The sequence below is a fragment of the Nonomuraea rosea genome, assembly GCF_039539705.1.
In the GTDB taxonomy this organism is placed as follows: domain Bacteria; phylum Actinomycetota; class Actinomycetes; order Streptosporangiales; family Streptosporangiaceae; genus Nonomuraea; species Nonomuraea rosea.
This window is the reverse complement of sequence record NZ_BAABDQ010000002.1, coordinates 106,746-133,019: the sequence shown is the minus strand read 5'-3', so window position 1 is coordinate 133,019 and position 26,274 is coordinate 106,746. Positions and strand designations below refer to the sequence as shown.

At 72.1% G+C, this 26,274-nt stretch carries 25 protein-coding genes and 1 tRNA gene; 15 read left to right on the top strand and 11 right to left on the bottom strand.

Annotation, left to right across the window (positions count from 1 at the left end):
• Positions 1 to 6: 6 nt before the first annotated feature.
• Complete coding sequence (locus ABEA43_RS04675) at positions 7 to 5,103, bottom strand: hypothetical protein (RefSeq protein ID WP_345559022.1); 5,097 nt, start codon at positions 5,101 to 5,103, stop codon at positions 7 to 9.
• Positions 5,104 to 5,222: 119 nt separating this feature from the next.
• On the opposite strand from ABEA43_RS04675, the gene ABEA43_RS04670 reads away from it, so the two are divergent.
• The 3 genes from ABEA43_RS04670 to ABEA43_RS04660 all read left to right on the top strand — a co-directional run bounded on the left by ABEA43_RS04670 (position 5,223) and on the right by ABEA43_RS04660 (position 6,957).
• Positions 5,223 to 5,768, top strand: a complete 546-nt coding sequence (locus ABEA43_RS04670; RefSeq protein WP_345559020.1) for a hypothetical protein — start codon at positions 5,223 to 5,225, stop codon at positions 5,766 to 5,768.
• 54 nt (positions 5,769 to 5,822) lie between these two features.
• Positions 5,823 to 6,206 (top strand): hypothetical protein, encoded by a 384-nt coding sequence (locus ABEA43_RS04665; RefSeq protein ID WP_345559018.1) that lies wholly within the window; start codon positions 5,823 to 5,825, stop codon positions 6,204 to 6,206.
• A 79-nt stretch (positions 6,207 to 6,285) separates the two neighbouring features.
• A complete protein-coding gene (locus ABEA43_RS04660; RefSeq protein WP_345559017.1) occupies positions 6,286 to 6,957 on the top strand; it encodes a DUF6766 family protein in 672 nt (223 codons plus the stop codon).
• On the opposite strand, the gene ABEA43_RS04655 is transcribed toward ABEA43_RS04660, so the two are convergent.
• Positions 6,891 to 7,823: a 1-aminocyclopropane-1-carboxylate deaminase/D-cysteine desulfhydrase gene (locus ABEA43_RS04655; protein ID WP_345559015.1), complete on the bottom strand. Its 933-nt coding sequence runs from the start codon at positions 7,821 to 7,823 to the stop codon at positions 6,891 to 6,893. The genes ABEA43_RS04660 and ABEA43_RS04655 overlap by 67 nt on opposite strands.
• Positions 7,824 to 7,866: 43 nt before the next feature.
• Here ABEA43_RS04655 and galK point away from each other — a divergent pair, with 43 nt between their 5' ends.
• Positions 7,867 to 8,982, top strand: coding sequence for a galactokinase (gene galK / locus ABEA43_RS04650; protein ID WP_345559013.1), 1,116 nt, complete (start codon positions 7,867 to 7,869; stop codon positions 8,980 to 8,982).
• Positions 8,983 to 8,987: 5 nt separating this feature from the next.
• Here galK and ABEA43_RS04645 read toward each other — a convergent pair whose 3' ends face one another.
• Complete coding sequence (locus ABEA43_RS04645) at positions 8,988 to 9,761, bottom strand: enoyl-CoA hydratase-related protein (protein WP_345559011.1); 774 nt, start codon at positions 9,759 to 9,761, stop codon at positions 8,988 to 8,990.
• A 52-nt stretch (positions 9,762 to 9,813) separates the two neighbouring features.
• Here ABEA43_RS04645 and ABEA43_RS04640 point away from each other — a divergent pair, with 52 nt between their 5' ends.
• Positions 9,814 to 10,539, top strand: a complete 726-nt coding sequence (locus ABEA43_RS04640) for a tyrosine-protein phosphatase (RefSeq protein ID WP_345559009.1) — start codon at positions 9,814 to 9,816, stop codon at positions 10,537 to 10,539.
• 9 nt (positions 10,540 to 10,548) lie between these two features.
• Here ABEA43_RS04640 and ABEA43_RS04635 read toward each other — a convergent pair whose 3' ends face one another.
• The 4 genes from ABEA43_RS04635 to ABEA43_RS04620 all read right to left on the bottom strand — a co-directional run bounded on the left by ABEA43_RS04635 (position 10,549) and on the right by ABEA43_RS04620 (position 14,435).
• Entirely contained in the window at positions 10,549 to 11,625 is a 1,077-nt protein-coding gene (locus ABEA43_RS04635) for a nitric oxide synthase oxygenase (protein WP_345559007.1), read from the bottom strand.
• Positions 11,626 to 12,078: 453 nt separating this feature from the next.
• A complete protein-coding gene (locus tag ABEA43_RS04630; protein WP_345559005.1) occupies positions 12,079 to 12,495 on the bottom strand; it encodes a hypothetical protein in 417 nt (138 codons plus the stop codon).
• 84 nt (positions 12,496 to 12,579) lie between these two features.
• Positions 12,580 to 13,191, bottom strand: a complete 612-nt coding sequence (locus tag ABEA43_RS04625; RefSeq protein ID WP_345559003.1) for a response regulator — start codon at positions 13,189 to 13,191, stop codon at positions 12,580 to 12,582.
• On the bottom strand, positions 13,179 to 14,435 hold the full coding sequence (locus ABEA43_RS04620; protein ID WP_345559001.1) for a sensor histidine kinase: 1,257 nt from the start codon (positions 14,433 to 14,435) through the stop codon (positions 13,179 to 13,181). The genes ABEA43_RS04625 and ABEA43_RS04620 overlap by 13 nt, the downstream gene beginning before the upstream one ends.
• Positions 14,436 to 14,509: 74 nt before the next feature.
• Here ABEA43_RS04620 and ABEA43_RS04615 point away from each other — a divergent pair, with 74 nt between their 5' ends.
• A complete protein-coding gene (locus ABEA43_RS04615) occupies positions 14,510 to 14,695 on the top strand; it encodes a hypothetical protein (RefSeq protein WP_345558999.1) in 186 nt (61 codons plus the stop codon).
• A 29-nt stretch (positions 14,696 to 14,724) separates the two neighbouring features.
• Positions 14,725 to 14,910, top strand: a complete 186-nt coding sequence (locus tag ABEA43_RS04610) for a hypothetical protein (protein ID WP_345558998.1) — start codon at positions 14,725 to 14,727, stop codon at positions 14,908 to 14,910.
• A gap of 162 nt (positions 14,911 to 15,072) precedes the next feature.
• Here ABEA43_RS04610 and ABEA43_RS04605 read toward each other — a convergent pair.
• Positions 15,073 to 15,147 (bottom strand) — tRNA-Asn (locus ABEA43_RS04605).
• A gap of 125 nt (positions 15,148 to 15,272) precedes the next feature.
• Here ABEA43_RS04605 and ABEA43_RS04600 point away from each other — a divergent pair.
• Entirely contained in the window at positions 15,273 to 15,590 is a 318-nt protein-coding gene (locus ABEA43_RS04600) for a YtxH domain-containing protein (RefSeq protein WP_345558996.1), read from the top strand.
• Between the two features lie 239 nt (positions 15,591 to 15,829).
• On the opposite strand, the gene ABEA43_RS04595 is transcribed toward ABEA43_RS04600, so the two are convergent.
• From ABEA43_RS04595 to ABEA43_RS04585, 3 genes are read right to left on the bottom strand one after another with little or no spacing between them, the layout of a single operon-like run.
• Positions 15,830 to 16,303, bottom strand: coding sequence for a hypothetical protein (locus ABEA43_RS04595; protein ID WP_345558994.1), 474 nt, complete (start codon positions 16,301 to 16,303; stop codon positions 15,830 to 15,832).
• Positions 16,300 to 17,574 (bottom strand): amylo-alpha-1,6-glucosidase, encoded by a 1,275-nt coding sequence (locus ABEA43_RS04590; protein WP_345558993.1) that lies wholly within the window; start codon positions 17,572 to 17,574, stop codon positions 16,300 to 16,302. Before ABEA43_RS04590 ends, ABEA43_RS04595 begins: the two co-directional genes overlap by 4 nt.
• Positions 17,575 to 17,606: 32 nt before the next feature.
• Positions 17,607 to 17,765 (bottom strand): hypothetical protein, encoded by a 159-nt coding sequence (locus ABEA43_RS04585; RefSeq protein WP_345558991.1) that lies wholly within the window; start codon positions 17,763 to 17,765, stop codon positions 17,607 to 17,609.
• Positions 17,766 to 17,944: 179 nt separating this feature from the next.
• Between ABEA43_RS04585 and ABEA43_RS04580 the strand changes: the two genes are divergently transcribed.
• The 7 genes from ABEA43_RS04580 to ABEA43_RS04550 are packed head-to-tail and all read left to right on the top strand — an operon-like array spanning position 17,945 to position 26,169.
• Positions 17,945 to 19,111 carry a hypothetical protein gene (locus tag ABEA43_RS04580; RefSeq protein ID WP_345558989.1) on the top strand — a complete coding sequence of 389 codons (1,167 nt, stop codon included), beginning with the start codon at positions 17,945 to 17,947 and terminating at the stop codon, positions 19,109 to 19,111.
• Positions 19,108 to 21,252 (top strand): serine/threonine-protein kinase, encoded by a 2,145-nt coding sequence (locus tag ABEA43_RS04575; RefSeq protein WP_345558987.1) that lies wholly within the window; start codon positions 19,108 to 19,110, stop codon positions 21,250 to 21,252. Before ABEA43_RS04580 ends, ABEA43_RS04575 begins: the two co-directional genes overlap by 4 nt.
• On the top strand, positions 21,249 to 22,067 hold the full coding sequence (locus ABEA43_RS04570; RefSeq protein WP_345558985.1) for a PP2C family protein-serine/threonine phosphatase: 819 nt from the start codon (positions 21,249 to 21,251) through the stop codon (positions 22,065 to 22,067). The genes ABEA43_RS04575 and ABEA43_RS04570 overlap by 4 nt, the downstream gene beginning before the upstream one ends.
• Positions 22,060 to 23,346 (top strand): vWA domain-containing protein, encoded by a 1,287-nt coding sequence (locus ABEA43_RS04565; RefSeq protein ID WP_345558983.1) that lies wholly within the window; start codon positions 22,060 to 22,062, stop codon positions 23,344 to 23,346. The genes ABEA43_RS04570 and ABEA43_RS04565 overlap by 8 nt, the downstream gene beginning before the upstream one ends.
• Positions 23,346 to 24,011 carry an FHA domain-containing protein gene (locus ABEA43_RS04560; protein WP_345558982.1) on the top strand — a complete coding sequence of 222 codons (666 nt, stop codon included), beginning with the start codon at positions 23,346 to 23,348 and terminating at the stop codon, positions 24,009 to 24,011. Before ABEA43_RS04565 ends, ABEA43_RS04560 begins: the two co-directional genes overlap by 1 nt.
• A complete protein-coding gene (locus ABEA43_RS04555) occupies positions 24,008 to 25,366 on the top strand; it encodes a hypothetical protein (RefSeq protein ID WP_345558980.1) in 1,359 nt (452 codons plus the stop codon). The genes ABEA43_RS04560 and ABEA43_RS04555 overlap by 4 nt, the downstream gene beginning before the upstream one ends.
• A complete protein-coding gene (locus ABEA43_RS04550; protein WP_345558978.1) occupies positions 25,363 to 26,169 on the top strand; it encodes a transporter substrate-binding domain-containing protein in 807 nt (268 codons plus the stop codon). Before ABEA43_RS04555 ends, ABEA43_RS04550 begins: the two co-directional genes overlap by 4 nt.
• Positions 26,170 to 26,274: the final 105 nt, after the last annotated feature.

Genomic DNA, 26,274 nt, shown 5'->3' with positions numbered 1-26,274 from the left:
GTTCATTCACCGGACGAACTTGCCCAGCAGCGCCTCGGCCTCCGTGCCGAACGTGGGATCGCCGGTCTCCACGGCCCTGACCAGCAGCAGCCTGGCCAGGTCCAGGTCGCCGCGCTCGTACCGGATCTCGCCCAGCCGGCAGGCGGCCTCGGCCACCAGCTCGGCCTGCTCGGTCAGCCCCAGCGTCAGCTCGTAGTAGCGCAGCGCGCCGTCGCGGTCCCCCAGCCAGTAGCACAGCTCGCCGAGATGCGCCGCGGCGAGGCCGGACTCCGAGTCGCCCGCGTCGATCACCCGCTGGTACCAGGTGAGCGCCTCGGGGAAGTCCCGGTCGCGCTTGGCCAGCGCGCCCAGGTACATCGCCGCGAGCGCGCCGACGTGCCCCTCCGCCGCGTCGACGGCCTTGAGGTACCACTCGCGCGCCTGCCGCTCGTCGTCGTCCTGGCAGGTCTGCCCGAGTGCGACCATCGCCCGCGCGGCGAGGTCCTCGTCGCCCGCGTCCAGCACCCGCAGGTACGTCTCCCGCCCCTCCTCCACCTGCCCCACGCCGACCAGCGTCTGGGCCAGCGTGGACAGCGCGATGGGCTCGCCGCCCGCCGCCGCCTCCCGCAGCGTCTCCAGCGAGGCCTCCGTGTCGCCCCTGCTCTCCTGGAGCATGCCGAGCAGGCTCCCGAACACGCCCTTGATCGGGCTGTCCGCGTCGGCCGCCCGCCGCTGCGCGACGTCGAAGAAGGCGTCGTCGTCGCCCTCGTCGCCGAGCAGCTCCAGCAACCGGCCGCCGGCCACGAAGCGCACCTCGGCGTCGTCGTGCTCGCTGAGCCGTTCGAAGATGGCCCGCGCCGCGGCCTGCTCGCCCAGCTCGGCCAGCCGGTCGGCGATATTCAGCTCGGTGAACGGGCCGCTGCCGGTCAGCGCCGCCTCCGGCTCATTGGCCAGCTCACCCGACAGCTCGAAGTACGCCCGCACGGCCGCCGGGTCGTCGCACGCCCCGGCCAGCTCGCGCGCCACCTCGGCGCTCTGCTCCCCCGCGCCCTTCTCGCCCGCGAGCCTGAGCACCCGGACGGCCAGCGCGTGCTCGCCGCGATCGGCCGCCTGGTAGGCGAGGGCGGCCAGGTTGTCCATCGCGGTCCTGGCCAGGTCGTTGCCGGAGGCGACAGCCGACTCGTACGCCGCCGCGAACGCCGCCGCGGCACCGGCATGGTCGCCGTCCTCGTGCAGCCAGACGCCGAGCAGCACGCCGCCGCGCTCCACCGCGTCCCGGGCGCCGGACTCGATCGCCAGCCGCACCTCGCGGGCGGCGCCCGCCGCGTCGCCCAGATCCCGCATGGTCCTGGCCAGGTCCACCCGGATGCCGGCCGAGGTGCCGGGGAAACCGGTGTCGACGCCCTTGCCGTACATGAGGGCCGCGTTCTCCAGGTCGCCCCCCGCCTTGTACGCGTCGCCCCAGGCCCAGTAGCCCATCGACACGGTCTCGGGGTCGCCCGTGCCGACCGCCCGCTCCGCCTGGCTCGCCACGGCCTCGTGGTCCTGCTCCATGAGCAGGTGGGCGAGCAGGTGGCACAGGCTGTCGAGGTCGCCGGCCGCCGCCCCGGCCTCCAGCGCCGCGCGTACGCCGGCGGTGTCGCCGCGCTCGCCCAGCACCTCGGCCAGGTAGACGGCGGTGAACGGCATCGCCGCGCGCGCCGCCTCGATCGCCCCGTCGAGGTCGCCGCGGCGCCGGCGGACGATCGCGATGTTGCGCCAGGCCATGCCCGACGTGTGCGCGTGCTCGGTGGCCGGGAGGAAGCTCAGCTCCGCCCGGCAGTGGTGGCCGTCCTCGGCGAGGATCGCGCCGAGGTCCACCGCGGCCTCCGCGGCGATCTCGGGGTCGCCCAGGTCGATGACCACCCGGTGCAGCGCGGCGGCCGCCGCGCCGTCGTCCAGGCTGCGCGCCCTGTCCAGGGTCTCAGTCAGGCACTCGCGCCGGGCCTCGGGGTCCACGGCGGCCAGCAGGCGGCGTACGGCGGGGGCGTCGTCGTCGTTGAGCGCGAGCAGCATCTCGGCCATCAGCTCCGACCCGGCGAACTCGGTCAGCGCCGCCACCGCGCCCTCCCGGTCCCCGTCGGCGGCCAGCACCCAGCCGCGTTCCTTGGCGGAGGCCATGCCGAGGCGGACGCGGGCCACGGCGACGCACCACTCGTCGTCGTCCAGCGCGACGACCCGCTCGCAGGCGGCGCGGGCGTACTCGGCGTCGCCCGCCTCCCCCAGCAGCTTCGCCGCCGTCACCAGCACCTCCGACGCGGACTCCGGCTCCGCGGCCACGGCCCGCTCGAACGCCGCCCGCGCCCCGGCCACGTCACCGGTCCCGGCGAGCAGCTCACCGAGCAACCGAGCCTCGTCCCCGGCCGGCGCGGACGCGCCGCCACCGTTCAGTGCGGCGTCTCCGCCCAGAGCGGCGGCTTCGCCGGTCGGCGGCGTCAGGGCGGAGAGCGCGGCCGTCAGGTCGCCGTGGTCGCGCAGCAGGCGCGCGAGCCGCAAGCGGCCCTCAGCATCTCCGAACGCCTCCCGCAGCACCTCCCCGGCCTCGTCCGCCCCGCCGCCGGCCACCAGCACCTCGGCCAGCCGCGTGATCAGGGCGGCCGCGCGCCGCTCGTCGAGGTCCTCCCGGCCGAGCGCCAGCCGGTAGGCGGCGGCCGCCTCCGCGTACAGCCCGAGCTCCTGCCGGACCCGGCCGATGTCCCCCTGCGTCATGACGGCCAGCCGCTCGTCGTCACCCTCCGCGGCGCGCTCCCAGGCACGCAGTGCGCCGGGCTTGTCGCCCACGTCGTTCCGCAACGCGCCCAGATAGCAGGCCGCCTCCTGGCGGAAGCGCGGATCGCCGCCCTCGGCCACCAGGGAGAGCGCCCCGTCGGCGGCGGCCGTCTCGCCGTCCCGCTGCCAGGTGTGCGCGCATTCCATGGCGAGCTTGGTGGTCAGGAACCGGTCGCCCTCCTCCTCCATCACCGCGAACGCCGCCGCCGCACCCGCGAAATCCAGGTCGAGCAGGCACCGCGCGAAGCGCCCCATCACCTCGGGCTGCCCCACGGCCAGGCCGAACGCCGCCCGTGCGGCGGCCAGGTCGCCCAGCCTGGCCCGGTACAGCCCGAGCAGCCAGGCACTGCGCGCGACGTCCGCCGCCGGCAGCTCCTCCGCCAGGCGCCGCTCGTGCACCCGGCAGACCGCGAGCAGGTCGCCCTGCTGCTCCAGCACCACGAGCAGCGAGCCGGTCGCATCGGTCCGCAGCCCGCGGTTGCCGCTCTCCATCGCCGCCGTGAACGCCTCCCGCGCCCCCGCGAGGTCCTGCTCCGCGATCAGCGTGCCCAGCCCGTTCGCCACCCACGCCGCCAGCGCCGGGTGGCCCCCTTCCCTGGCCTTGTGCAGCAGCGCGATCGCCTCGTGCTCTTCCGCGAGGATGTCCTTGCAGATCAGCGCCGTGTACGACAGCGCCAGCGGGTCACCGGTGCCGGCCGCCGCCGCGAACAGCTCGGCCGCGTCCGACAGGTCGTACCCGATCGAGGCCAGGACCTGCGCGAACACGGCGGTCCCGATCGCGGAGACGGCCGGGTCGCCGTGGTCCATGGCCGCGCGGTAGCGCAGCAGCCCCTCTTCCCTGCCCAGCCGCTGATGGTCGAGCATCGCCCCCAGCACCGGGTGCAGCTCGTCGCCCGACTCCCGCAGCAGGTGCAGCAGGAAGGCCGCGTTGAAGCCCTGGAGCAGGTCGTCGCTCTCGGCCACGTACGCCAGCAGCTCGTCGGCCTGCTCCCTGTCGCCCTCGCCCATCTCCAGCTCGGCCAGCGTCACCATGGCCCGCAGCGACTGCGTGACCGCGCCCGAGTCGGCGGCCCTGCGCAGCAGCCGTCTGGCGCCGGCCAGGTCGCCCGCCCGCACCAGGGCCAGGCCGTCGTCGGTGTCCTGGAGCGCCTGCTCCTCCACGGGGTCGGCGAGCGGCTGCTGCCTGGCGGCGTGCTCCAGCAGCAGCCCGGCCTTGAACGCGGCGTCGGCGTCCTCGTGCCCGGCCGCGTACTCCGCGACCGCCATGATCTCGGCGGAGGCGTCCGGCCGCTGTTCGAGCAGCATGCCGAGGAGGGTCACGCAGATCGAGGCCCACTCGCTGTCGCCCGACTCCAGCACCGCGCGCACCGCCGTCAGCGCCTCGGCCACGTCGCCCGCCTCGGTGTGCATCTGCGCCAGGCAAGCCTGGGCCTGGACGACGTAGTCCCGCTGCCCGCTGGCGACCACCCTGCGGAAGATCGCCTTCGTCTCCTCCACGTCGCCGAGCTGCGCCGTCACCTTGGCCAGCTCGATGAGCGAGGGCAGCCGGACGTCCGGCCTGGGGTCCTCGGCGGCCACGCGGTAGGCGGCGGCCGACTCGGCGTACTCGCCCAGGTCCACCAGCACCGCGCCGAGCAGCTTGTGCGCCATGGCCAGGTGGTCGGGGTGGCCGACGGCGATGGCGTGCTCGCACACCTCGCGGGCCTGCTCGAAGTCCTCCTCCTCGGCGTACAACTGGTAGAGCTGGAACGCCGACAGCGCCACCACGTCGGGGTCGCCGCAGGTCAGCAGCGCCCGGTAGTCGTCCTCGTCCTCGGCCTCCTCGTACAGGTCGCGGGCCGAGGCCGGGTCCTGGTCGAACTCGGGCAGCTCCAGCCGCGCGGCCAGCTCGGCCACCGCCGGGCTGTCACACCTGCGGGCCCGCTCCAGCGCCGCCTGCGCGCCCTGCGCGTCCCCGAGCTGCGTGAACACCAGCACCATCGCGGTGTCGGCGAGCGCGGCCACCTCGAAGTCGGCCCCGCTCGACGCGATCGACAGCACCCGGTGCGCGGCGGGCCACTCCTTGGCGGCGACCAGCATCATCCCCATGGCCATCGCCGAGCGCTGGCCGAACACGGGGTCGCCCGACTGGATCACCGATCTGTGCGCCGCCTCGGCGCCGTCCAGGTCCCCTTGCTCGTGCAGCAGCCCGGCCAGCAGGTGGGACGCCTCCGGATCCCCCGTCGCCGCGATCTGCCTGAACAGCGCGGCGGCCGTATCGAGCTCTCCCGCTTTCCAGTGCTCCATGGCCGCGTCGAGCTGTTCTGACGCCATCATTCACTCCAAGGTCATCCAATAATGTGAAAACGCTACACATGTGTCACCCACGTCACAGGGCATTCTGAGATCTCCGGTCCCTGCGCGGGGAAGTCGGGGAGCGCCGTAGCGTGTACCCCATGGGCAAGGCGTTCTGGATCGATCAAGAGTTCGACAGGGACCGTGACGGGCGCTATGCCGTACACGTGCGCAAGAACCTGGCTGAGTTCGAGTGGGGCGACATCGCGCCCGTCAGATTCGCGTGCGCGGCGTGGCGGCTGGCCACGCCGCCGTCGCTGATGCCCGGTTTCGTGCGGTGGGACCGGCGCGTGCTGGAGGCGACCTGTCACCGCAACACCTGGGACGGCACGCTCTACGCGCGGGTCAGGGTGGTCTCGCCGCTGCCGGAGGAGCTCACCCGGTCGCGGACCTGGTGGCGCGACCGTGGCTGGCTGGGCTGGCAGGAGACCTTCGGCCAGTACGTCGAGCCGACGCAGCAGGACCTGGCCAGGATCCCGTTCCTGCGCGCCACGCTGCTCGTCGAGGCCCCCGTGCCGCTCGACGACCTGCCGCCGGAGCCGGAGGGGCCGCACGACCAGGTCGAGCAGAGCGCGCACCGCGCGGTGGCCGTGCTGGCCCGTGAGCTCAACGCGCTCGTCGCCCCGGTGCTCGACCAGCTCGGCTGACCTGCCTGGCCACGGGTCAGCATGGCGTGGTCACTCCTGGGTAGCACGGGATTCATGAGGATCCCGCTCATCGTCGCGACGGCGCTGATCCTGGGCGTCATGGGCTGCTCGGTGGACACCGCGGCCCCCGCGCGTGCGGCGGAGCGCTTCCACGCCGCGGTGTCGGCGCACCAGGAGGCGGCGGCCTGCGCGCTGCTGGCCCGCCGCACCGCCGAAGGTCTGCCGGACGCCGGCCAGACCTGCCCGGACGCCCTGCGCGAGCTGGGGCTCGGCCCGGGCGGGGCGGTGACGTCGGTGAGCGTCTGGGGCGACGACGCGCAGGTACGGCTGGCCGGCGACACGCTCTTCCTGCACCGGTTCAGCGACGGCTGGCGGGTTCAGGCGGCGGGCTGCGAGCCGGTGCGCGACCTTCCCTACGAGTGCGAGGTGGACGACTGATGCGCGTGATGTTCACCCTGACCCTGGCCATCATCGTGGTGGGCCTGGCCTGGTTCTTCGCCCTGGGATGGTCGCATCTATGAGGTGGCTGAAGGAGAACTCGCTGGCCCTGGCGTTCCTGATCATGTTCGTGCTGGCGTTGTTCGGGCAGGCCGTCGCCGGGATGTTCCAGTACAACGACCAGCAGCTCGCCGAGGGCGCCGAGCCGGTCTCGATCCTCCAGTACGTCACGTCGTCCTCGTTCGCGGTGGACGTGGCGGAGAACTGGCAGTCGGAATACCTGCAGTTCTTCCTGTTCATCATGCTCACCGTCTGGCTCGTCCAGAAGGGGTCGCCCGAGTCCAAGAAGCTGGATGAGGCGGGCGCGGAGTCCGACGAGCAGCAGCGGGTCGGGGCGCACGCACGGGCCGACTCACCCGCGTGGGCCAGGGCCGGAGGTGGCCGGCTCTGGCTGTTCAGCAACTCGCTGGGGCTGGTGATGGGCGCGGTCTTCCTGCTGTCGTGGCTGGCGCAGTCGGTGGCGGGGCAGGCGTCGTACAACGCGGAGCGGCTCTCGGACCTGCGCGATCCGGTCTCGTGGGGCTCGTACGTGACCTCCGCCGAGTTCTGGAACCGCAGCCTGCAGAACTGGCAGTCGGAGCTGCTGGCCGTGCTGTCGATGGTGGTGCTGTCGATCTACCTGCGTCAGCGCGGCTCGCCCGAGTCCAAGCCGGTCGGCGCCTCCCACACGGCCACCGGCGTCGAAGGCTGAGCACCGCCCTCAGGCGTGGCCACCGGCGGGTCCGGCTGGTTGCCGGTGACGAGCGGGGCCGGCTGGGCGCCGATCGCCGGCGGGTCCGGGCGGCCGGTGACGACGGCGACGATGCGGGTGCCGGGGGCGAAGGCGTGCTGGCGGGCGAGGTCGAGGATCCCGTAGAGCATCTTCGCCACGTAGATCCTCTCGACGCGAAATTTCGCGATAAATCCCTCCAAGGCGGGCGTCGACTTGGCGTACCCGCCGAAGTGATAGTCCAGGTTGACCGACCAGTTCGCCCAGGTCCGCCCGTACGCCTCCCGCTGCAGCCTGGCCACCTCCCCGCCCAGGAACCCGCCCCCCTTCAGCACCGCGAACCCGAGCGCCCGCTTCCCCTCCGGCAGCCCCGCCGAGAGCCCGGCCAGCGTCCCGCCGGTCCCGACCGGGCAGCAGATGACGTCGTACTCCACGCCGATCTCCCCCGGCAGCTCCGCGCACCCGCGTACGGCCGCCGCGTTGCTCCCGCCCTCGGGCAGGATGGCCACATCCTGCCCCCACCGCGCCCGCAGCCCGGCCTGCACCTCCTCGGTGTGCTTGAGCCGGTAGGAGGCGCGGTCCAGATAGGTGATCGTCATGCCGCAGGCGACGGCGTGGGCGAGCGAGGGGTTCAGTGGCAGGTGCTCCTCGCCGCGGATGACGCCGATCGTCTCGATCCCGTGCCGCCGCCCCGCCTCGGCCACGGCCCTGATGTGATTGGAGTAGGCGCCGCCGAAGGTCAGCAACCGGGAATGGCCCAGGTTGTACTTGAGCTTGCGCGGCTTGTTGTCGTCATGCTTCAGGAACACCCGGACCCGGCCGAGCCCTGGATCCAGGAGCTCCTCCATGGCGCTAGTCTACGGTCGGGCCTTTGTTGAGGAGTGTTCGATTATGCGCGTTGTTGAAGCTTTTCGTGCCGCGTACGGTGCGTCCCCCCAGACCGTCTGGCGTGCGCCGGGCCGGGTCAACCTGATCGGCGAGCACACCGACTACAACGACGGCTTCGTGCTGCCCTTCGCCGTGCCGTGGGGCGTGACGGCGGCGATCACTCCGCGCGCGGACGGGACCATCCGCCTGCTGTCGCTCCAGTCCCCGGACGGCGAGCCGGTCACCATGACCAGCCGCGACCAGTCGAAGGGCTGGACCCGCTACGTCGTGGGCGTCCTGGCCATGCTGGGCGACCGGGTGGCGGGCGCGGACATCGCCATCGACGGCGACGTACCGCAGGGCGCGGGCCTCAGCTCCAGCGCCGCGCTCGAAGTGGCCGTCGCCTCGGCCCTCGACGAGCTGCACGACCTGGGCATGTCCCCGATGGAGATCGCCCTGCTCAGCCAGAAGGCCGAGAACGACTTCGTCGGCATGCCCTGCGGCATCATGGACCAGGCGGCCTCGGCCCTGTCCCAGGAGGGGCACGCCCTCTTCCTCGACTGCCGCTCGCTCGGCTCCAGGAACATCCCGCTCGACCTGGCCGCCCACGGCCTGAGCCTGCTCATCATCGACACGCAGGTGCACCACGAGCACGCGAGCGGCGAATACGCCAAGCGCCGCGCGGAGTGCGAGTCGGCGGCCCGCAAGCTCGGCGTCCCCGCGCTCCGCGACGTCACCGACCTGGCCGGAGCCCTCGACCTCCTCCAGGGCGACGAGCGCAAGCGCACGATGCACGTCGTCACGGAGAACCACCGCGTGGAGGCGCTGATCGGGCTCCTGCGCGCGGGCGCCGTCACCGAGATCGGCGCCCTGCTCAACGCCTCGCACCTGTCGCTCAGGGACCAGTACGAGGTGTCGTCCCCCGAGCTGGACCTGGCGGTGGAGGCGTCCGTCAGAGGCGGCGCGCGGGGCGCGCGGATGACGGGCGGCGGCTTCGGCGGCTCGGCCATCGCCCTCGTGCCGCAGGAGCGCCTGGACAGCGTCAAGGAGTCGGTCTCGAACGCGTACGCCGAGCGCGGCTTCCAGGCTCCCCGCTTCCTGAACGCCACCCCGGCCAAGGGCGCGCACCGCGTGGCGTGACGCCTCTACAGCGGCGGGAACGCCGGCGGCCGCCGCTCCAGGAAACTGGCCACGCCCTCGGCGAAGTCGGGCCGGCCGAACGAGGCGACCATCTCCTGGGTGGCCACCTTGGCGGACTGCTCCAGGGTGGCGTCCCAGTCGTGCCACACCTGCCGCTTGATCACCGCCATCGACGCGGGCGAGCTGTACGTCGCCAGCTCCCCCGCGTACGCCTGCGCCTGCGCGAGCAGCGACTCCCCCGGCACCGCCCGGTTGGCCAGCCCCAGCTCGGCGGCCTCCCTGCCGGTGAACACGCGCCCGGACAGCAGGATGTCCATGGCCCGCTGCTGCCCCATGACACGCGGCAGCACCCAGGAGAGCCCGTACTCGGCGATCAGCCCGCGGCGCGGGAACGCGGTCGTCCACTTGGCGTCCTCGGCCGTGAACACGAGGTCGCAGACGAGGGCGTGCACCATGCCCAGCCCGGCGCAGGCCCCGTTGACGGCGGCGATGATCGGCTTGCCGATGGTCGTGGGGAACGTGTTGGGCCTGGGGTCCGGCTCACTGGCGTAGGAGCCGGTCTGGATGGCGGTCAGCGTCTTGAAGTCGGCGCCCGAGCAGAAGCCCTTGCCCGCCCCGGTGACGACCACGGCCCGGACGTCCGGGTCCTTCTCCGCCTGGGCCAGCAGGTCGAAGTAGCGCCGCCCCATGGCGTCCGTCCAGGCGTTCAGCGTGTCGGGACGGTTGAAGGTCAGCGTGAGCACGCCCTGGTCGGCTGATGAGAGCACGAGTTCCGCCATGGCCCAACCGAACCATGTTCTAGGCAAAGAAAGCAAGGATACGATGATCCCCATGGAGCGAGATCTGGCGTGGGAGGGCTGTCACAACGTTCGTGACCTGGGCGGGCTGGCGGTCGCGGGCGGTGGGCGGACACGCTGGGGGGCGGTGGTGCGCTCCGACACGCCCGACCGGCTGACCCCACAAGGGTGGGAGGCCGCGGCGGCGCACGGCGTACGGACGATTCTCGACCTGCGCACCCCCGGCCAGCACCACGCGGAGCCCGGCCTCCGGCCGGCGGGGATGACCGTCGTCAGCATGCCGCTCGACCAGCCCGGCGACCCCGGCAGCGAGCTGTACGGGACGCCCCTCTACCTGCGGTCGTTCCTGGACCGGTGGCCCGATCGCTGCGCCCGCGCCCTGCGCGCGATCGCCGAGGCGCCGCCCGGCGGGGTGCTCGTGCACTGCGTGGCCGGCCGCGACCGCACGGGGCTGCTCGCGATCCTGCTGCTCGCGCTGGCCGGGGTCGCGCCCGCGGACATCCTGGCCGACTACGAGCTGTCGGCGGCCCGCCTGCGCCCGCTCTACGCCCTCCTGGGCCAGCCCGACAACGGCCTGCGCGTGGCGGAGCGCATGGCCGCGGCGGGCACCACGACGGCCGAGGCCGTCGGCGCCGTGCTGGACGGCCTCGACGCCGAGGCATACCTGCGCGGCGGCGGCCTGACCTCCTCCGACCTGGCCGCCCTCCGCGCCCGCCTGACCACCCCCGCCCCTGCCGACCTCACCAGGGTCGCGACCTGAGCGGGCGCTTCAATGGCGGTGGACGAAGGCGGGGGTGAGGACCCGGGTGTCGTAGTAGCGATGGAAGACGGGCGTGGCACTGCCCGACAGCGGCGGCACGATCCACGACCAGTCCGCCGGGCAGACGCGCCCGGCCTTCTCCTCCCGCGACAGATGGGTCAGGAAGCGGCGAGACTCGGTGTGGTGGTCGGTCATCGTCACCCCCGCCCGCTCGAACGAGTGCAGCACCGCCACGTTCAGCTCGACCAGCGCGTGGTCGCGCCACAGCGAACGTTCGGTGGAGGTGTCCAGCCCGAGTCGGGCGGCCACCGCCCCGAGCTGGTCGTACCTGTCGGCGTCGGCCAGGTTGCGCGCGCCGATCTCGGTGCCCATGTACCAGCCGTTGAAGGGGGCGCAGGGGTAGCAGATTCCGCCGATCTCCAGGCACATATCCGAAATAGCCGGAACGGCGTGCCAGCGTAGGCCGAGCTCCTCGAACCACCGATATTCCGGATGAACGATCGGCACCTCCAGCACGGCGTCCCCCGGCAGGTTGCACAGGAGCGGATCGCCCATCCCCGGCTGGATGACCAGCGGGAGCACGTCGAACCGCCCGGACCCGCCTCGCCACCCCAGCTCTCTCGCCAGCTCCGTGAGCTCGACGTTGCGCGGATCGCCGACGACCCCGTCGGGCGTGCGGTATCCGGCGTACCGGATGAGCTGCTCGTTCTTGATCCGGGGACCGCGCAGCGCCGGGGTGTCGGGCGGCAGGACGGTGACGGTGGGGCGGATCTTGCCGTTCGCCGTGGTCTCGCGCAGGTGGGCGACGCATTCGAGGGCCACTCCCTCGGGCGTGCTCACCTGCCTCCGGTCACGCACGCGCAGCGAACGCCAGTAGAGCCGCCCGATGCACCGGCTGCTGTTGCGCCACGCCACCCGGGCGCCGAACTCCAGCTCCTCGAACGTGTGGGTGTAGGTCCCGTACCTGGCCACGTCTCGGGCGACGTCGCGCAGCCGGGCGTACTGGCCTCCGGCGGAGGGATTCTCGGCATGGAAGAGCTTGATGAAACGCTCCGCTTCGCGGAGGTCTGTCGTTCGGTCGATCACCGCTCGTGCGGCGAGGGCATCGAAAGGGCGCAGGGACCTGATCCAGGTAGGCACGCGGCACTCAGCACTTCTCCGTCAGCGGATCGCCCCGCCGATTCCGGGTCGGCGGCACGTCCTGGTGGCGGCGCCCTCTCCTCGCCTCCGTCACGACTTGCCCGCGGCTCCGGCCCAGGGACCGGCCTCCTTATCTTCCCCACCGAACGCTGATTTGTCCCGCCAAACCGAAAACCGAGTGATCATCCCCTGACAAAGCGTGACGACCCATCTGCCTCCTCAGCCCCGAAGGCTCGTACGGACACGCCCCCGCAACCGCCCGCTCGCCCCACGACACCTCCAAGCTGGGGACGCCCGAGGACGCCTCAGACCAGGTACGCCCGGGGACGCCCCAGGCGCACGACGGCGCTCCCGGAGGCGCCCCCACTCCCCTGGGCGCCCCCGGATGCGCGAGCCCGCCTACCTGCTCACGTGGCCGTCCCAGACGCACGTGAGGTGGACGACTCGGCCGTGATGCCAGCGCTTGCCGATCTTGCGCGGCAGCTCCCCCGCCGGAACGCTGATCGACACCCGGGCGGGCGCGGTCGTGACGCCCTCCTCCGTGACCAGCTCGGCCTGCGCGGGCTCGATGAAGTCCTCCTCGACCAGCTCCGCGACCTTGGTCTTGGAGAACTTGACGACCTTGCCGTCGTTCATCCAGCACGTGAGCCTGCCACCGTGGGCGGCCGGTTCGCTCCGGCCGTGCTCCCGTACCAGGCTGCCGCCCGGATCGCCGCCCGAGCCTGTGGAACCACCGGCCGCCAGCGCGGACCCGGCCATTCCCGTCAGACCGAGCGCGGCGACCGTGACGACGATGGCGACGCGTCGCTTCAACATGGGATCTCCTCCCCGAGATGGAATCGACACCCTGAGAGTGGCCCGCCACACCTGAAGCGAGGCTTAACGCAGCCGAAGTGATCTTCAGGTTCGCCGCCGCACCAGGCCCAGGTCCAGTGCGGCCAGCACGGCCGACGTCCGGTCGGAGACGCCCAGCTTCCCGAACACCCGCAGCAGGTACGTCTTGACCGTGGCCTCCCCGATGTACAGCCGCCTGCCGACCTCCGCGTTCGTCAGCCCCTCCGCCACCAGCTCCAGCACCTCCCGCTCCCGCGCGGACAGCACGGGCGCGTCTCTCCGCACGGCCAGCCGCGCCGCGACCGACGGCGACAGCACCGTCCTGCCGCGCGCCGCCGCCCGCACGGCCTCGGCGAGCTCGGCCGGCGACACGTCCTTGAGCAGGTACCCGGCCGCGCCCGCCGCGACCGCCCGCAAGATCTCCCCATCGTCCTCGTACGTCGTCAGCACGATGACCCGATGCCCCGGCCCCAGCCGACTGATCGCGCTCACCCCGTCCCCGCCCGGCATGCGCAGGTCCATGAGGATCACGTCCGGCCGCAGACGGGGCACGATCGCCACGGCCTCGTCCGCCGACCCCGCCTCGCCGGTCACCTCGATGTCCGGCGCGGCCAGCAGCATCCCGCGCAGGCCCGCACGTATGACGGGATGGTCGTCGACGACGATCACCCGGAGCACGGCAGCTCCACCGTGACCGTGGTCCCCTCGCCCGGCGCACCGGTCACGGACACGGTCCCGCCGAGCCGCGTCACCCGGTTCCGCATCGCGCGCAGCCCGTACCCGTCGGTGACCGCTCCGGGGTCGAGGCCGCACCCGTCGTCGCTGATCGTCATCCGCACGGCCGTACCCCGGACATGGTGGAGGGTGAGCCGCACGGAACGTGCGCGAGCGTGCTTACGCACGTTGGCCAGCCCTTCCTGCGCCGCCCGCACCAACACCTCCTGCACCTCGACCGGCACCTCAACAAGCACGTCAACGGGCACACCCGCACTCGAACCCGAGTCGGGGACACTCACCTCCACCGGCAACTCGAACCCCTTCGCCAGCCGCATCAGCGCCTCCTCCAGCGACGCCCCGTCCAGCGCGGGCGGCGCGAGCGCGGCGATGAGCGCCCGCGTCTCCGCCAGGTTCTCCCTGGCCGTCTGCATAGCCCGCGCCAGATGCCGCTCCCGCCCAACCTGCCCGTCCCGCCCGTCCTGCCCGTCCTGCCTGTCCTGCCCGTCGCCCGTCCCGGTCCCGGCGCCCACCCCGGTCCCGGCGGCCTGCAGCAGCATGATGATGCCGGCAAAACCCTGGGCCAGCGTGTCGTGGATGTCACCCGCCAGCCGCTCCCGCTCGGCCAGCATCCCGGCCTCCTTGCTCACCTCGGCCAGCTCCTCCCGAGTCCGGTCGAGCTCCTCGATCAGCCGCGCCCGCTCGGTGTTCTGCCGCCCGAGCCGCCCGATGAACACCCCGAGCAGCGAGCTGGCCGACAACCCCACCACGATCGCCGTCGCGATCAGCACCGGATGCGACCCGAGCGTCACCAGGAGCTGGATCCCGGGACCGGCGAACATCGCCACCATCACCGCCACCGCCTGCGGCACCCGCAGCGACATGAACGCGATCGGGATCAGCGCCGAGAGCGCCACCGCCGACTGCGGCGCGACCAGGTCGGCCAGGGAGAACAGGACGATCATGACGGCCGCGTGGACCCAGCTCTCCCTGACGGGCACGACCGGCGCCCGCACGGCCCTGCGGCCCCACTTCACGTAGGAGCCGGTGATCAGGAGCAGCAGCACGATGGCGACCGGCGCGCCGCCGTCCACCAGGATGATGGCGATGGTCGCGACCAGCACGATCGCGAAGTAAGCGTCCCAGTAGGGATAGGAACGCAACCAGGCGTTTTCCGCCCGCGCGTCCACCGGGCTCCCGCGAGCCATGGATGGCATCTTACGACGACATGTCCACCGATCGGTGGACACCAAGCCTGCCCGCTCCACGTGATCGTAGGAACATGAACCAGAAGTCCTACCGCCGCCTGATGCTCGCCCTGACGCTGGTCTTCGGTGCGTTGATCGCCGTCCTCGCGCTGCTCCAGATCGGCGACATCGGCATCGTCGCCGCCGTCGGCGGGATCATCCTCGGCCTCGGCTGGGCCCTCACCGCCGTCCTGACCGGCAAAAGCAACCGCGCCTCCTGACCGGCACCGAAGGCCGCCGTCCGCTCACCGTGGCGATCCGTCACAGCCAGTTCCCCGGTTGGTTCCTCCTCGACGGCCACCACAAGCTGGCCGCTCATCTGAAACGCCGGATGAACCCGCCATGCATCGCCGTCGAGCGATTCCCGCCGCACGGCGTGCGGCGGGATGAGTTGCCGCGCTGGTGGCCGTCGTTCCGCGAGATCTGGGAGTCCTGATCCCACTCCTGAGGGCTCGCTTCGTCCGGCCAGCCGGCGATGCGGCGGCCGTACTCCAGAGCGGTCGCCGGCGCGGGAGGAGGCCGGCTGCCGAACGTCTGGAGAAGGCTCCTGGAACGCCGCGAAGCCCCCTCCCAGACTCTGGGAGGGGGCTTCGCGCTATGGCTCCCGCGATAGGACTCGAACCTATAACCTGCCGGTTAACAGCCGGCTGCTCTGCCGTTGAGCTACGCGGGATCGATCGTCTGCCCACTTGGCGGGGCTGCTTGGCCCCTCCGTCGTGCGCAGGAATAGATTAGCGCACTCCGAGAGTGCGTGTCGCATCGTAAGTGGGGTAGGCCCGGAGACAGCGGAGGTGCAAAATGCGTTATCGGATGACATTCGCTGTTGGTCTGGCAGTCGGCTACGTGCTGGGCAGCCGGGCTGGACACGAGCGGTACGAACAGATCAAGCGGACGGCGCAACGCGTCGCCGACAACCCCAGGGTCCAGGAGGTCGCGGGGGTGGTCGGAGCGCAGGCGTCCAAGTTCGCCGGGATGGCCAGGACGAGGGTCGGGGACACGTTGCAGCATCGGATCCCGTTCCTCAACGGCAATGACGGCCACGCGGACGCCGGTACCGGCTGGCCGGAAGAGGACGTCATGGATAAGAAGGCCCGGGAGAGCGGCATCACTTACTGAGCCGTCCGTCCTTCGACGGGCCACCGTCCAGCGGGCCGTGTTTACCGGACTCTGACGGGCCGGTCGTAACCGGCGGCGGTCCGTGCTGGCGCGACGCATGGGTGTGGGCGGCCCCCACACCCCCGCACGCCACGCCTGGGGCGCTCACCCGCCCATGCGCAGCGCCGGATCGCACCCCAAGACGCCCATGCGCAGCGCCACCCACTGAAGGGCCCTGAAGAGGCTCTGAAGAGGTGGCGTCACACGCCCATGCTGCGCCGGATCCCCTCAAGGGCCTGCTCGGCCTGCGCCCGCAGCCCCGGGTCCTCGGGGTCGAGGCCGTCGTCGAAGACGAAGGTCCAGCCGAGCATGTCGCCCCCGGGCCGGCGCCTGGCCACCAGCCGTACGCCGCCCCGCCCGGGCAGGCCGACGTGCTTGTTCACCACGATCGTGGAGTTGACGCGCTCGCGCACGGTCTCGGGCAGCAGCCGCGGCTCGGCGACCCGCTCGGCATGCCGCGCGCCGTCCGTGGTGATGATGCGCAGCCCCTCCTCGTCCCAGGAGGCCTTGTCGATCTCCTCGTACGGCAGCCGCGTCCCGTCGGACAGGTGGAGCGCGAGATTCGTGGCCACCACGTGGCCCTCGGCGGCGGCGGCGAACGTCAGCACCCGCTCCCCCGGCTCGGTGTCCAGGGACTTGCGCACGTCGGCGGGCAGGCGGCGGAGAATGCTCATTCCACCACGGTATCGGCGAGCAGATCGAGGGTGAGCGCCGCGCTCCAGGAGAAGTCCCTGCACCCGCGCCCGCTGCCGTCGAACGGGTCGAAGCACTCGCGGAAGCCGGCCTGCCGCACCAGCCGCAGGGTGCCGTTGGTGAGCTGGTGGCCGAGCTGGTCGAGCGAGTGGACGGCCGCGGCCCTGCGTAACAGCCAGTTGGTGTTCACCCAGGAGGGCCCGCGCCAGTACCGCGTACGGTCGAACTGGGCGGCGCGGATCTCGCAGCTCGGCACGGGATAGCCGGTCGCGCCCATGAACCTGGCCGACTCCAGCACCTCCACGGCCGCGTGCAGCTGGTCGGCGGGCACGCCGGGGTCGAGCAGCGGCCCGAACGCGCCCACGGTGCACACCTTGATCAGCCGGTCGGTACGCAGGTCCCTGGCGTAGTAGCAGCCGTCCCACAGCCGCTCGACCATCGCCGCCCTGATGCGTTCGGCCTGCTCGGCATGAGGTACGGGGTCGGCGCGGGCCAGTGGCGCCAGCTCGGCCATGGCCTGGCAGGAGGCCAGCCAGATCCCGTTGAACATCGGGTCCTCGATCGCGAACGGATGCTCGTCGCGCAGGTATTCGGCGCTGTAGCCGGCGTCCCGGTACCGCATGGCCAGCCAGACGTAGCGGTCGTGGTCGCTGTCCGGGTGGCGTTCGTCCAGATCGACGTTGCGATAGCCGTACCTGATCATGGGCAGTGCGGCGAGCGGCTGGTCCCAGGCGGGGCTGTCGTCCATGCCCGACTCCCAGGGGTGCACGATCGCGGCCAGCCCGGCCCCGCCCAGGTCGCGGGCGGAGGCGAGGTAGGCGTGCTGGGCCACCAGCGCCGGGAACACCTGCCGGACGAACGCGGCGTCGCCGGTGTGGCGGTAGAGCCACCACAGGGCCAGTGCGTGCAGAGGGGGTGAGGTGAGCCCGGAGGTGAGAACGCTCGGCGCGGCCGCGTGCTCCTGTGAGCGCCACACGGACGGTCCGGGGAAGTACGCCTCGCGGGTGTGGAAGACGATGTGCGGCACCATCCCCGTCGCCCACTGCCCGCGCAGCAGGCTCAGCAGCTCGTCCTGGGCCCGGTCCGGCCGATGCCTGGCCAGGCCGATGACGACGAACGCGGAGTCCCAGCTCCATTGGTGCGGGTAGAGACCTGGCGCGGGCACCGTGCCGCTGCCTGTCCAGTTCGCCTCGAGCACGGCCAGCGCCTCACGCCCGAGCGCGGCGTCGTCGACCGCCGGCCGCGCTTCCATCACCCAACTATGACTGGGGATGCCTCAGGAAGCTATGTCCTTTTGGCCCACTTCGTCAGGAGCATGGCGCCGAACGCGACGGCGCCGATGATGAGGCCCCACTTGAGCAGCGTAAGGGCGAATCCCACGAGGGGGCCGAGCAGCACGAGCGCGGCGATGATTGCCGCGATGATCAGAAGTATGCGTCCCATGTCTCTAACGGTAAGAGATCCTTTAAGCCGATTGCAGGCGAGACAGGGTTGAATCAGGGACAAGTCAGGGGTCCCCCCTACCCTTAGGAACCAACCGGTCAATCCCCCCGTTGTGCCGGTTAGAACCCGGGGCTACGGGGGCCCGCTTCACGGGGAGCGTGATGAGTCTGGGACCACCCATGAGCAGGGAGGGCGCCGAGTACGCGCTGCGCGCTCGCGCAGACGAGCGCGACCGCATCTCGGGCGACCTGCTCGATCTCGAATCCCACACCACCTACCAGTTACTCAAGGGAGCCTCCTTACGGGGGGCGACCGAGCGGCGATGGGCGGCCGCGCATGAGTCGCTGGCGACACTGTGGTCGCTGAACGACGCCTATCGCGCGGTGCTGCGCGACGCCGAGCAGATCAGGGCCTCGCGCGCCAAGCTGGGCACCGAGCAGCTCGCCGAGCTGACGGGGCTGCTCGACGGCGCCTCCGTCGTGCTGCGGGCCGCGGCCAAACCCGTCGAGCAGCGCTCGCTGCTCCCGCAGTCGGACGAGCGCCTGACGCTCGACCAGACCGTGACGCGGATGGACGCCGCGTTCAGGGACGTCACCTCCACGCTCAACGACATCGACGCCGTGTGGAACGCGGTGCTGCCCCGCCTCGACGACGCCGACAGCGACCTGCGCAGGATCCGTGACCTCGAACGTGAGCTGGGCGAGGGCGCCGGCCTGGCGGACCAGGAGACGGAGCTGCGGCGGATCCGGGTCTCCGTGCTGGAGGATCCGCTCGGCACGGCCGTCGGGCAGGACCTCGACCGGCTGGTACGCCTGCTGTCCGCCTCCCGCGCCGAGCTCGACCTGGCCATCACCGTCAAGAACGAGTACGCCAGGCGGCGCGAGGACCTGGTCGCCACGCTGGACCGGGTCAGAGGGGCCGAGAGCGAGGCCAGGCTGGCCCACGGCGCGGTCGTCGTCAAGATCGCGCTGCCGCCCCAGGCCCAGCCGCGCGGCCGGGCCGAGGCGCTGGCCGGCGAGCTGGACGGGCTCGACGCCTCGGCCGACACCTGGGTGATCAGGGCCAAACGGCTGGCGGCGCTGGAAGGCGACGCACGCAAGGCCGCGGACCAGGCCCAGGCCACCGCGAAGGCCCTGTACGGCCTGGTCGGCAGGCGCGACGAGCTGCGCGGGCGGCTCGGCGCCTGTCAGGTGATGGCGGTGCGGAAGGGGATGGCCGAGGACCCGGCCGTCTCCGAGTTGTTCGAGCGGTCGCGGGCGCTGCTGTGGAGCGCTCCCTGCGATCTGACGAAGGCGGCGGCGGCCGTCGACACCTACCAGCGCGCGATACACGGAGGTAAGCGATGACCCGCTGCGCGCAGCCCGGCTGCACGGGGACGATCGACGAGGGCTACTGCGACCTGTGCGGCACCGCGGCGGGCTCGCCGCCACCCGCACAGGCATCCGCGCCGTCGTCCGGACAGTCGTCGGCGCCCTCGCCGCAGACCCAGCCGGTGAGCAGATCCCTGAGCTCGCCGGTGAGCAGCGGCAGGTCGCGGGCCGGTGTGCTGGCCACGATCGCCGACCTGCCCGCGATCCCCGCGCGCGACCCGGCCGGTGCCGTGATGACCAATCCGGAGGTCTCCGAGGAGAAGCGCTTCTGCACCAACCCGGCGTGCGGCCAGCCGGTGGGGCGCTCCAGGGACGGGCGGCCCGGGCTGACCGAAGGGTTCTGCCCGCACTGCCGTTCCCAGTTCTCCTTCACCCCGAAGCTGGGCAAGGGCGACCTGGTGGCCGGCCAGTACCGTGTGCTGGGCTGCCTGGCCCACGGCGGCCTCGGCTGGATCTACCTGGCCGCCGACGAGAACCTCGACGGCATGTGGGTCGTGCTCAAGGGCCTGCTCAACACGAACGACCCCGAGGCGCTGGCGGCGGCGGAGGCCGAGCGTAAGTTCCTCATCGCGGTCGACCATCCCAACATCGTCAAGATCCTCAACTTCCAGCGCACGGGCGGCCATGGCTACATCGTCATGGACTACGTGGGCGGCCAGTCCCTGCACGAGCTGCGCCGCCAGGGCCCGCTGCCGCTGCGTGAGGCGCTGATGTACGGGCGGGAGATCCTCCAGGCGTTCGGCTACCTGCACGAGCACGGCCTGGTCTACTGCGACCTCAAACCGGCCAACGTGATCAGGGTCGGCAAGCGGCTCAAGGTCATCGACATGGGCGCGGTGCAGCCGATCGGCTCGCCGCCCGGCTCGTCCTGGGCGACGGTCGGCTATCACGCGCCCGAGCTGGAGACCATGTCGTCGTCGGTCGCCTCCGACCTCTACACCGTGGCCAGGACGCTGGCGGTGCTGACGATCCCGGGGTTCAGCCCGGCCTCGAAGGGCGTGGCCGTGCCGCTGCCGCAGGACTGCGGGCATCCGTCGTTCACCCGGCTGCTGCGCAAGGCCACCGCCGTCGATCCCGCCGACAGGTTCCAGAGCGCGTGGGACATGGAGGACCAGCTCGTCGGGGTGCTGCGGGAGATCAGCGCCGTCGAGGACGGCGTGCCGTACCCGGCTCCTTCGACGCTGTTCGGGCCGGAAAGGCGCGCGGTCGGGACAGCGCTGTCGGAGGAGGACCAGCACGCGGTGTTCGGTCCGCTCGACCCCGCGCTGGTGGCCGACGCGCTGCCGGTGCCGCTGGTCGATCCGGCCGACCCGGCGGCGGGCGCGCTGGCCGGGCTGCTCGGCGGCGACGGCAAGGAGCTGATCGACCAGCTCGCCGCCATGCCGGCGACGCCCGAGACCAAGCTGATGCGGGCCAGGCTGCTGGCCGAGGAGGGCGCGGCGGAGACGCCGGTCGCGCTGAACGAGCTGGCCGCGCTGCTCCCCGGTGACTGGCGGGTCACCTGGTACCGCGGGGTGCTCGCGCTGTCCACGCGGCAGCCGGACCTGGCGGTGTCGATGTTCGACTCGTGCCTGTCGATGCTGCCCGGCGAGCTGGCGCCGAAGCTGGCGCTGGCGTTCGCGCTGGAGTGCGCGGGCCGTCCTGCCGCCTCCTGGTACGAGGTCGTCTGGCGGACCGACCGCTCCTACGTGAGCGCGGCGTTCGGCCTGGCCAGGACCGGCAAGATGGGCATGCTCGACGAGGTGCCGTCCACCTCCAGCCACCGGATGGCGGCGCAGGTGGCGCTGGCCGCCTCCGTCGTACGGCGGCCCGACCTGACCGGGCTGGCCGCCACCGACCTGGTGGGCGCCACGGGGCGGCTGGCCGGCCTGGCCGACCTCGACCCGCGCCGCCGCGACCTGCTCACCGCCGAGCTGCTGAGCAACGCCCTGTACTGGCTCGACACGAATCAGCCGCCCCCCGGCCTGAAGCTGGCCGACGCCCCGTTCACCGAACAGGGGCTGCGCAGGCGGCTGGAGTCCATCTATCGCAAGCTGGCCGTCGCCGCCGAGTCCCGGCACGAGCGTCACGCGCTCATCGACCAGGCGAACGCCGTACGACCGAGGACGTGGCTGTGATCTGTCCTGTATGCGAGGCTCCCGTGCTGGACGGCGACACCTACTGCGAGGCCTGCGGCCACGCGCTGGGCGCGCCGACCTGTACGTCGTGCGGCGCCGCGGCCGTGGACGCGGAGGGCTACTGCGAGCGGTGCGGGCTGCGCCAGCCCACCGGCAGGGACCACGCGGAGACGGAGCTCGACGGCGGCGCGGCCGCCGTGACGGACAGAGGTCTGCGCCGCAGCCGCAACGAGGACGCGATGGCCCTGGTCGCGGCCGGCGACGCGATCGTGACCGTGGTCTGCGACGGCGTGGGCAGCTCGCCCAGGGCGGACGAGGCGTCCGCGATCGCCGTCGAGACCGCGGCCGCCGCGCTGGCCAGGGGGCAGTCGCAGCAGGAGGCGTTCGAGCTGGCGGCGCGGGCCGTGAGCAAGCTGGCCACCTCCGTCAACGACGCCCCCGCGTGCACCTACGTCGCCGCCGTCGCCACGCGGGACCGCTTCACGCTCGCCTGGGCCGGCGACTCGCGGGCCTACTGGCTGCCCGGCGGCATCCTGCTGACCGAGGACGACGCGGTGGAGACGGGCGAGATCACCGCCTGGCTGGGCGCCGACGCCGAGGGCGTCGCCCTCCACGTGCGCACCCTCGTCCCGCCGGAGCCCGGTCTGCTGCTCGTCTGCAGCGACGGCCTCTGGCGCTATCTGGACGGCTACGTCTTCCCCGCCACGGGGACCCCCCTTGAGATGGCCCGCGAGATGCTGCGCCACGCGCTCGACTCCGGGGGCCAGGACAACGTGACGATCGCTTTGATCCCCCTAGGAGAGTCGCATGGGTGAGCAGCCCGTTTTCACGCTGAACATCGATCAGAACAAGTACCTCCCGACTGACGGCCGCGAGGTGCACGCCATCCTCACCATCGGCTCCACCGGTGGCGTCGTCACGCAGGCGGTGAGCACGGAAGCCGCCGAAGTGATCATCGTGGACACGTCGGGGTCGATGAGCGGCAGCAAGATCCGCGAGGCCAGGCAGGCGGCCGTGACGGCCGTACAGACGCTGCGCGACGGCGTCTACTTCGCGGTGATCGCCGGGACGGACAAGGCCAAGGTCGTCTTTCCCGGCGGCACCCCGTCCCTGGTCAAGGCCACCCCGGCCACCAAGGCGGAGGCCGTGCGGGCGGTCGGCCAGTTGCTCGCGCACGGCGGCACCGCGATGGGCGAGTGGCTGAAGCTGGCCGGGCACCTGCTGAACAGCCGCCCTTCGGCGATCAGGCACGCGCTGCTGATGACCGACGGCCAGAACAACGAGCGCGCCGAGGTGTTCGGCTCGGTGCTGTCGGCCTGGAGCGGCAAGTTCGTCTGCGACTGCCTCGGGGTGGGCGACGACTGGGTGCCCGGGGAGCTGCGCAAGGTGGCCGAGGCGATGCTCGGCACGTTCGACTTCGTACGGAACCAGGGGGATCTGCCGGAGTTCTTCCGCCGGCTCACGCAGGCGTCGATGAGCAAGACGGTGGCCGAGCTGTCGCTGCGGGTGTGGGTGCCGCAGACGGCGACGCTGAAGTGGGTCAAGCAGGTCTCCCCCACGCTGCTCGACCTGACCGGCAAGCGTACCGACGTGAACCCGCTGACCGGCGACTACCCGACGGGCTCGTGGGGGTCGGAGGACCGCGAGTACCACATCTGCGTCGAGGTGCCGCCGGGCCAGATCGGCAACGAGATCAGGGCAGGCTGGGTCAAACTCGTACGTCCTGACACCCAGGAGGTCGTAGCCAGCGGGAACGTGCTGGCGCAGTGGACCGACGACCTGGCGCAGTCCACCCGGATCAACCGGAAGGTCGCCCACTACACCGGCCAGGCCGAGCTGCACGAGCTCATCCAGGACGGGCTCAGCGCCAGGGCCAACGGCGACGTGGACACCGCGACCGCCCGGCTGGCCAAGGCCCAGCAGATCGCCACCGCGTCCGGCCGCGAGGACACCGCCCGCCTGCTGGAGAAGGTGGTCGAGGTCGATCCGGCGACCGGGACGGCCAGGCTGCGCAGGAACGTGGAGAAGGCCGACGAGATCGAGCTCGACACCGGCTCCGTGCGGACGAGCCGGCTGCGCAAGGAAGGAAGCTGATGGCGACCTGTCCACAAGGGCACGCCTCGGGCGACGACGAATACTGCGACGTCTGCGGCACGCAGATGGCCGGGGCCGCCGCCCAGCCCGCGTCCCAGCAGTCCGCACCATCCCAGCAGCCGGGCGCGCAGGCCGGGTCCCAGCAGCCCGGCGCCGAGGGCTGCCCGGTCTGCCAGACGCCGCGCGCCGGGCAGTTCTGCGAGGTGTGCGGCCACGACTACACCGGCACAGGCGCTCCCGTCCAGCTCCCGGTGACCGGGGCCCAGTGGGAGGCGGTCACCGCCGCCGACCGCGCCTACTACGAGAAGATCATCGCCGAGGGCGGGCCTGACGCGGACGCGGTGGCGTTCCCGCCGTACTGCCCCGAGCGCTCCTTCGGCCTGTACGGCGAGCAGGTCCGCATCGGGCGGCGCAGCAAGGCCAGGAACCTGGCCCCCGAGATCGACCTGACCGGGCCGCCGGAGGACCCCGGCGTCTCCCACCTGCACGCCGTGCTGCTGGCCCAGCCGGACCGGACGTGGATGCTGGTGGATCCCGGCTCGGCCAACGGCACGCAGGTCAACGGCAGGCCCGTCAAGATCAACGTGCCGGTCAGAATCGGCGCGGGCGACCGGATCCACCTGGGCGCCTGGACCGTCATCACGATCAGGGAGGGCACACCGTGACCCTGGTACAGACGCGGGGCGCCCCATTACCGGTACGCCGCAGCGTGCCGGGCCGCATCCGGGTCATCTCCGGCATCACCGTCGCCTCGCTGGCGCTGCTCTTCGCGGCGCTCGCGGTCGGCAGCTCCTCGGCCCGCGACGGGCTGCGGGTCATCGGCCGTGACGCGGGCCCGCAGGTCGTCGCCACCGCCGGGCTCTACCTGGCGCTGAGCGACATGGACGCGCAGGTGGCCAACGCGCTCGTCATGGGCGACCAGTACGGCCAGCAGCGCGGCGACGCGCTCGCCCGGTACGAGGAGCGGCGCTCCGCGGCCAACCAGGCGCTGCTGAAGGCGTTCGAGCTGTCGGGCGACAACCCCGCGGAGCGCAGGACCGTGCAGTCGGTGCTCGACGGGCTGGGCCGCTACGAGCGGCTGGCCGGGCAGGCGCTGCTGCTCGACGAGCGCTCCAAGCACGCGCCGGGCCCGCCGCCGCAGGAGGTGGTGCAGACCTATCGCGCCGCCACCGACCTGATGCGGCTCGTGCTGCTCCCCCAGGCCTACAACCTGACGTTGGAGAGCGGCACGATCGTCCGCCGCACCTACGACGACAAGGCCCTCATGGTGCCGCTCATCCGGGTCGCGGTGCTGCTCGCCGGGCTGCTCGCGCTGGGCTGCCTGATCTGGCTGCAGATCTTCCTGGCGCAGCGCTTCCGCCGGCTGTTCGGGCCCGCGCTGCTGGCCGCCACGATCACCACCGCGGTCGCGCTGGTCTTCGGGGCGAACGTGCTCGGCCAGGACGAACAGGCCCTGCGTACGGCCAAGTCCGCCGGGTTCGACTCGGTGCTGACGCTGGCCAAGACGCGGGCGATCAGCAACAGCATGCAGGGCGACCAGAGCCGCTACCTGCTGGACAAGGAGCGGGCCGACACCTACGAGCACACCTACCTGGACAAGTCGCTGTCCGTCCTCTACTTCGAGGCGGGCAACCTGGACGCCTACCACGCCGAGGTCGCCAAGGGCTCCGACAACTTCCTCGGCATGCTGGGGCCGGAGATCGTCGGCAAGCCGGGCGACGACGTGGTGAACGCGTACCGGGCCTTCCAGCTCGCCGACACGAAGTTCCGCGAGCTGGCGCTGAGCGGGCGGACCAACGAGGCGGTCGCCGAGCGGCTGGGGTCGGTCACGACGGCCTTCGACGCCTACGACGAGGCGCTGGTGGCCCTGGCCGACACGCACGAGGCCGTGTTCACCAGCGCGATCGACCGGGGCGAAGGCGCACTGAACAACCTGTGGCGGCTGCTTCCCTTCGCCATCGGCGCCATCGGCCTGCTGGTGATCGCCGGCGTGTGGCCACGACTCAAGGAGTACCGGTGAAACGGGTGCTGGCAGTGGTCCTGGCCCTGGCCGCGACGGTCGTCGCGGGCTGCGGGGTCGGCGGGCCCGAGTCGATCATGGACAAGGACAGTCTCGTCATCGGGGTACGTCCCGACCTGCCGTCCGTCGGGTTCCGCGGGCCGGACGGCAAGTTCCAGGGCTTCGACGTGGACGTGGCCAGGTATGTGGCGGGGAAGCTGGACAAGGACTTCTCGTTCCTGCCCGTGCTGGCATCCGATCGGGAGAAGGTGCTGGTCAGCGGGCCGGCCGATCTGGTGGTGGCGACGTACACGATCAGTCAGGACCGTAAGGCGAAGGTGCTGTTCGCGGGGCCGTACCACATCTCTTATCAGGACATCCTGATCAGGCCCGACGAGACGATCAAGAACGTGCGCGACCTGAAGGGGCGCAAGATCTGCGAGGTCAAGGGCTCGAACGCGGCCCAGCGGGTCGTGGAGGAGCGGAAGGTGGCGGCGGAGGTGGTGCCGTTCGAGGACTACGCGCAGTGCCTGGCGGCGCTGAAGGGCAAGCAGGTCGACGCGGTGACCACCAACGACGTCATCCTGGCCGGGCTGGCGGAGCAGGACGGCTCGGGGCTGCGGCTGGCGCGGGCCCAGTTCAACGAGCAGCGGACCGGGGTCGGGCTCAGGAAGGGCGACGTGCCGGGGTGTGAGGCGGTGAACCGGGCGATCACCGACATGTACCAGGACGGGACGGCGGCCAAGCTGCTGCACAAGTGGTTCGGCAAGGCGGGGCTGGACCTGACGACGATCGCGGTGCCGCAGTTCGAGGGCTGCTCCTGACCCCGCGGGCCAGCGACGGCCCGTGGCGGGCGGGCCTGGACGCCGTGGCGGGCGGGCCTGGACGTGCGGCGGGTCCGGGCCGTTTCGTGGCCCGGACCCGCCGGT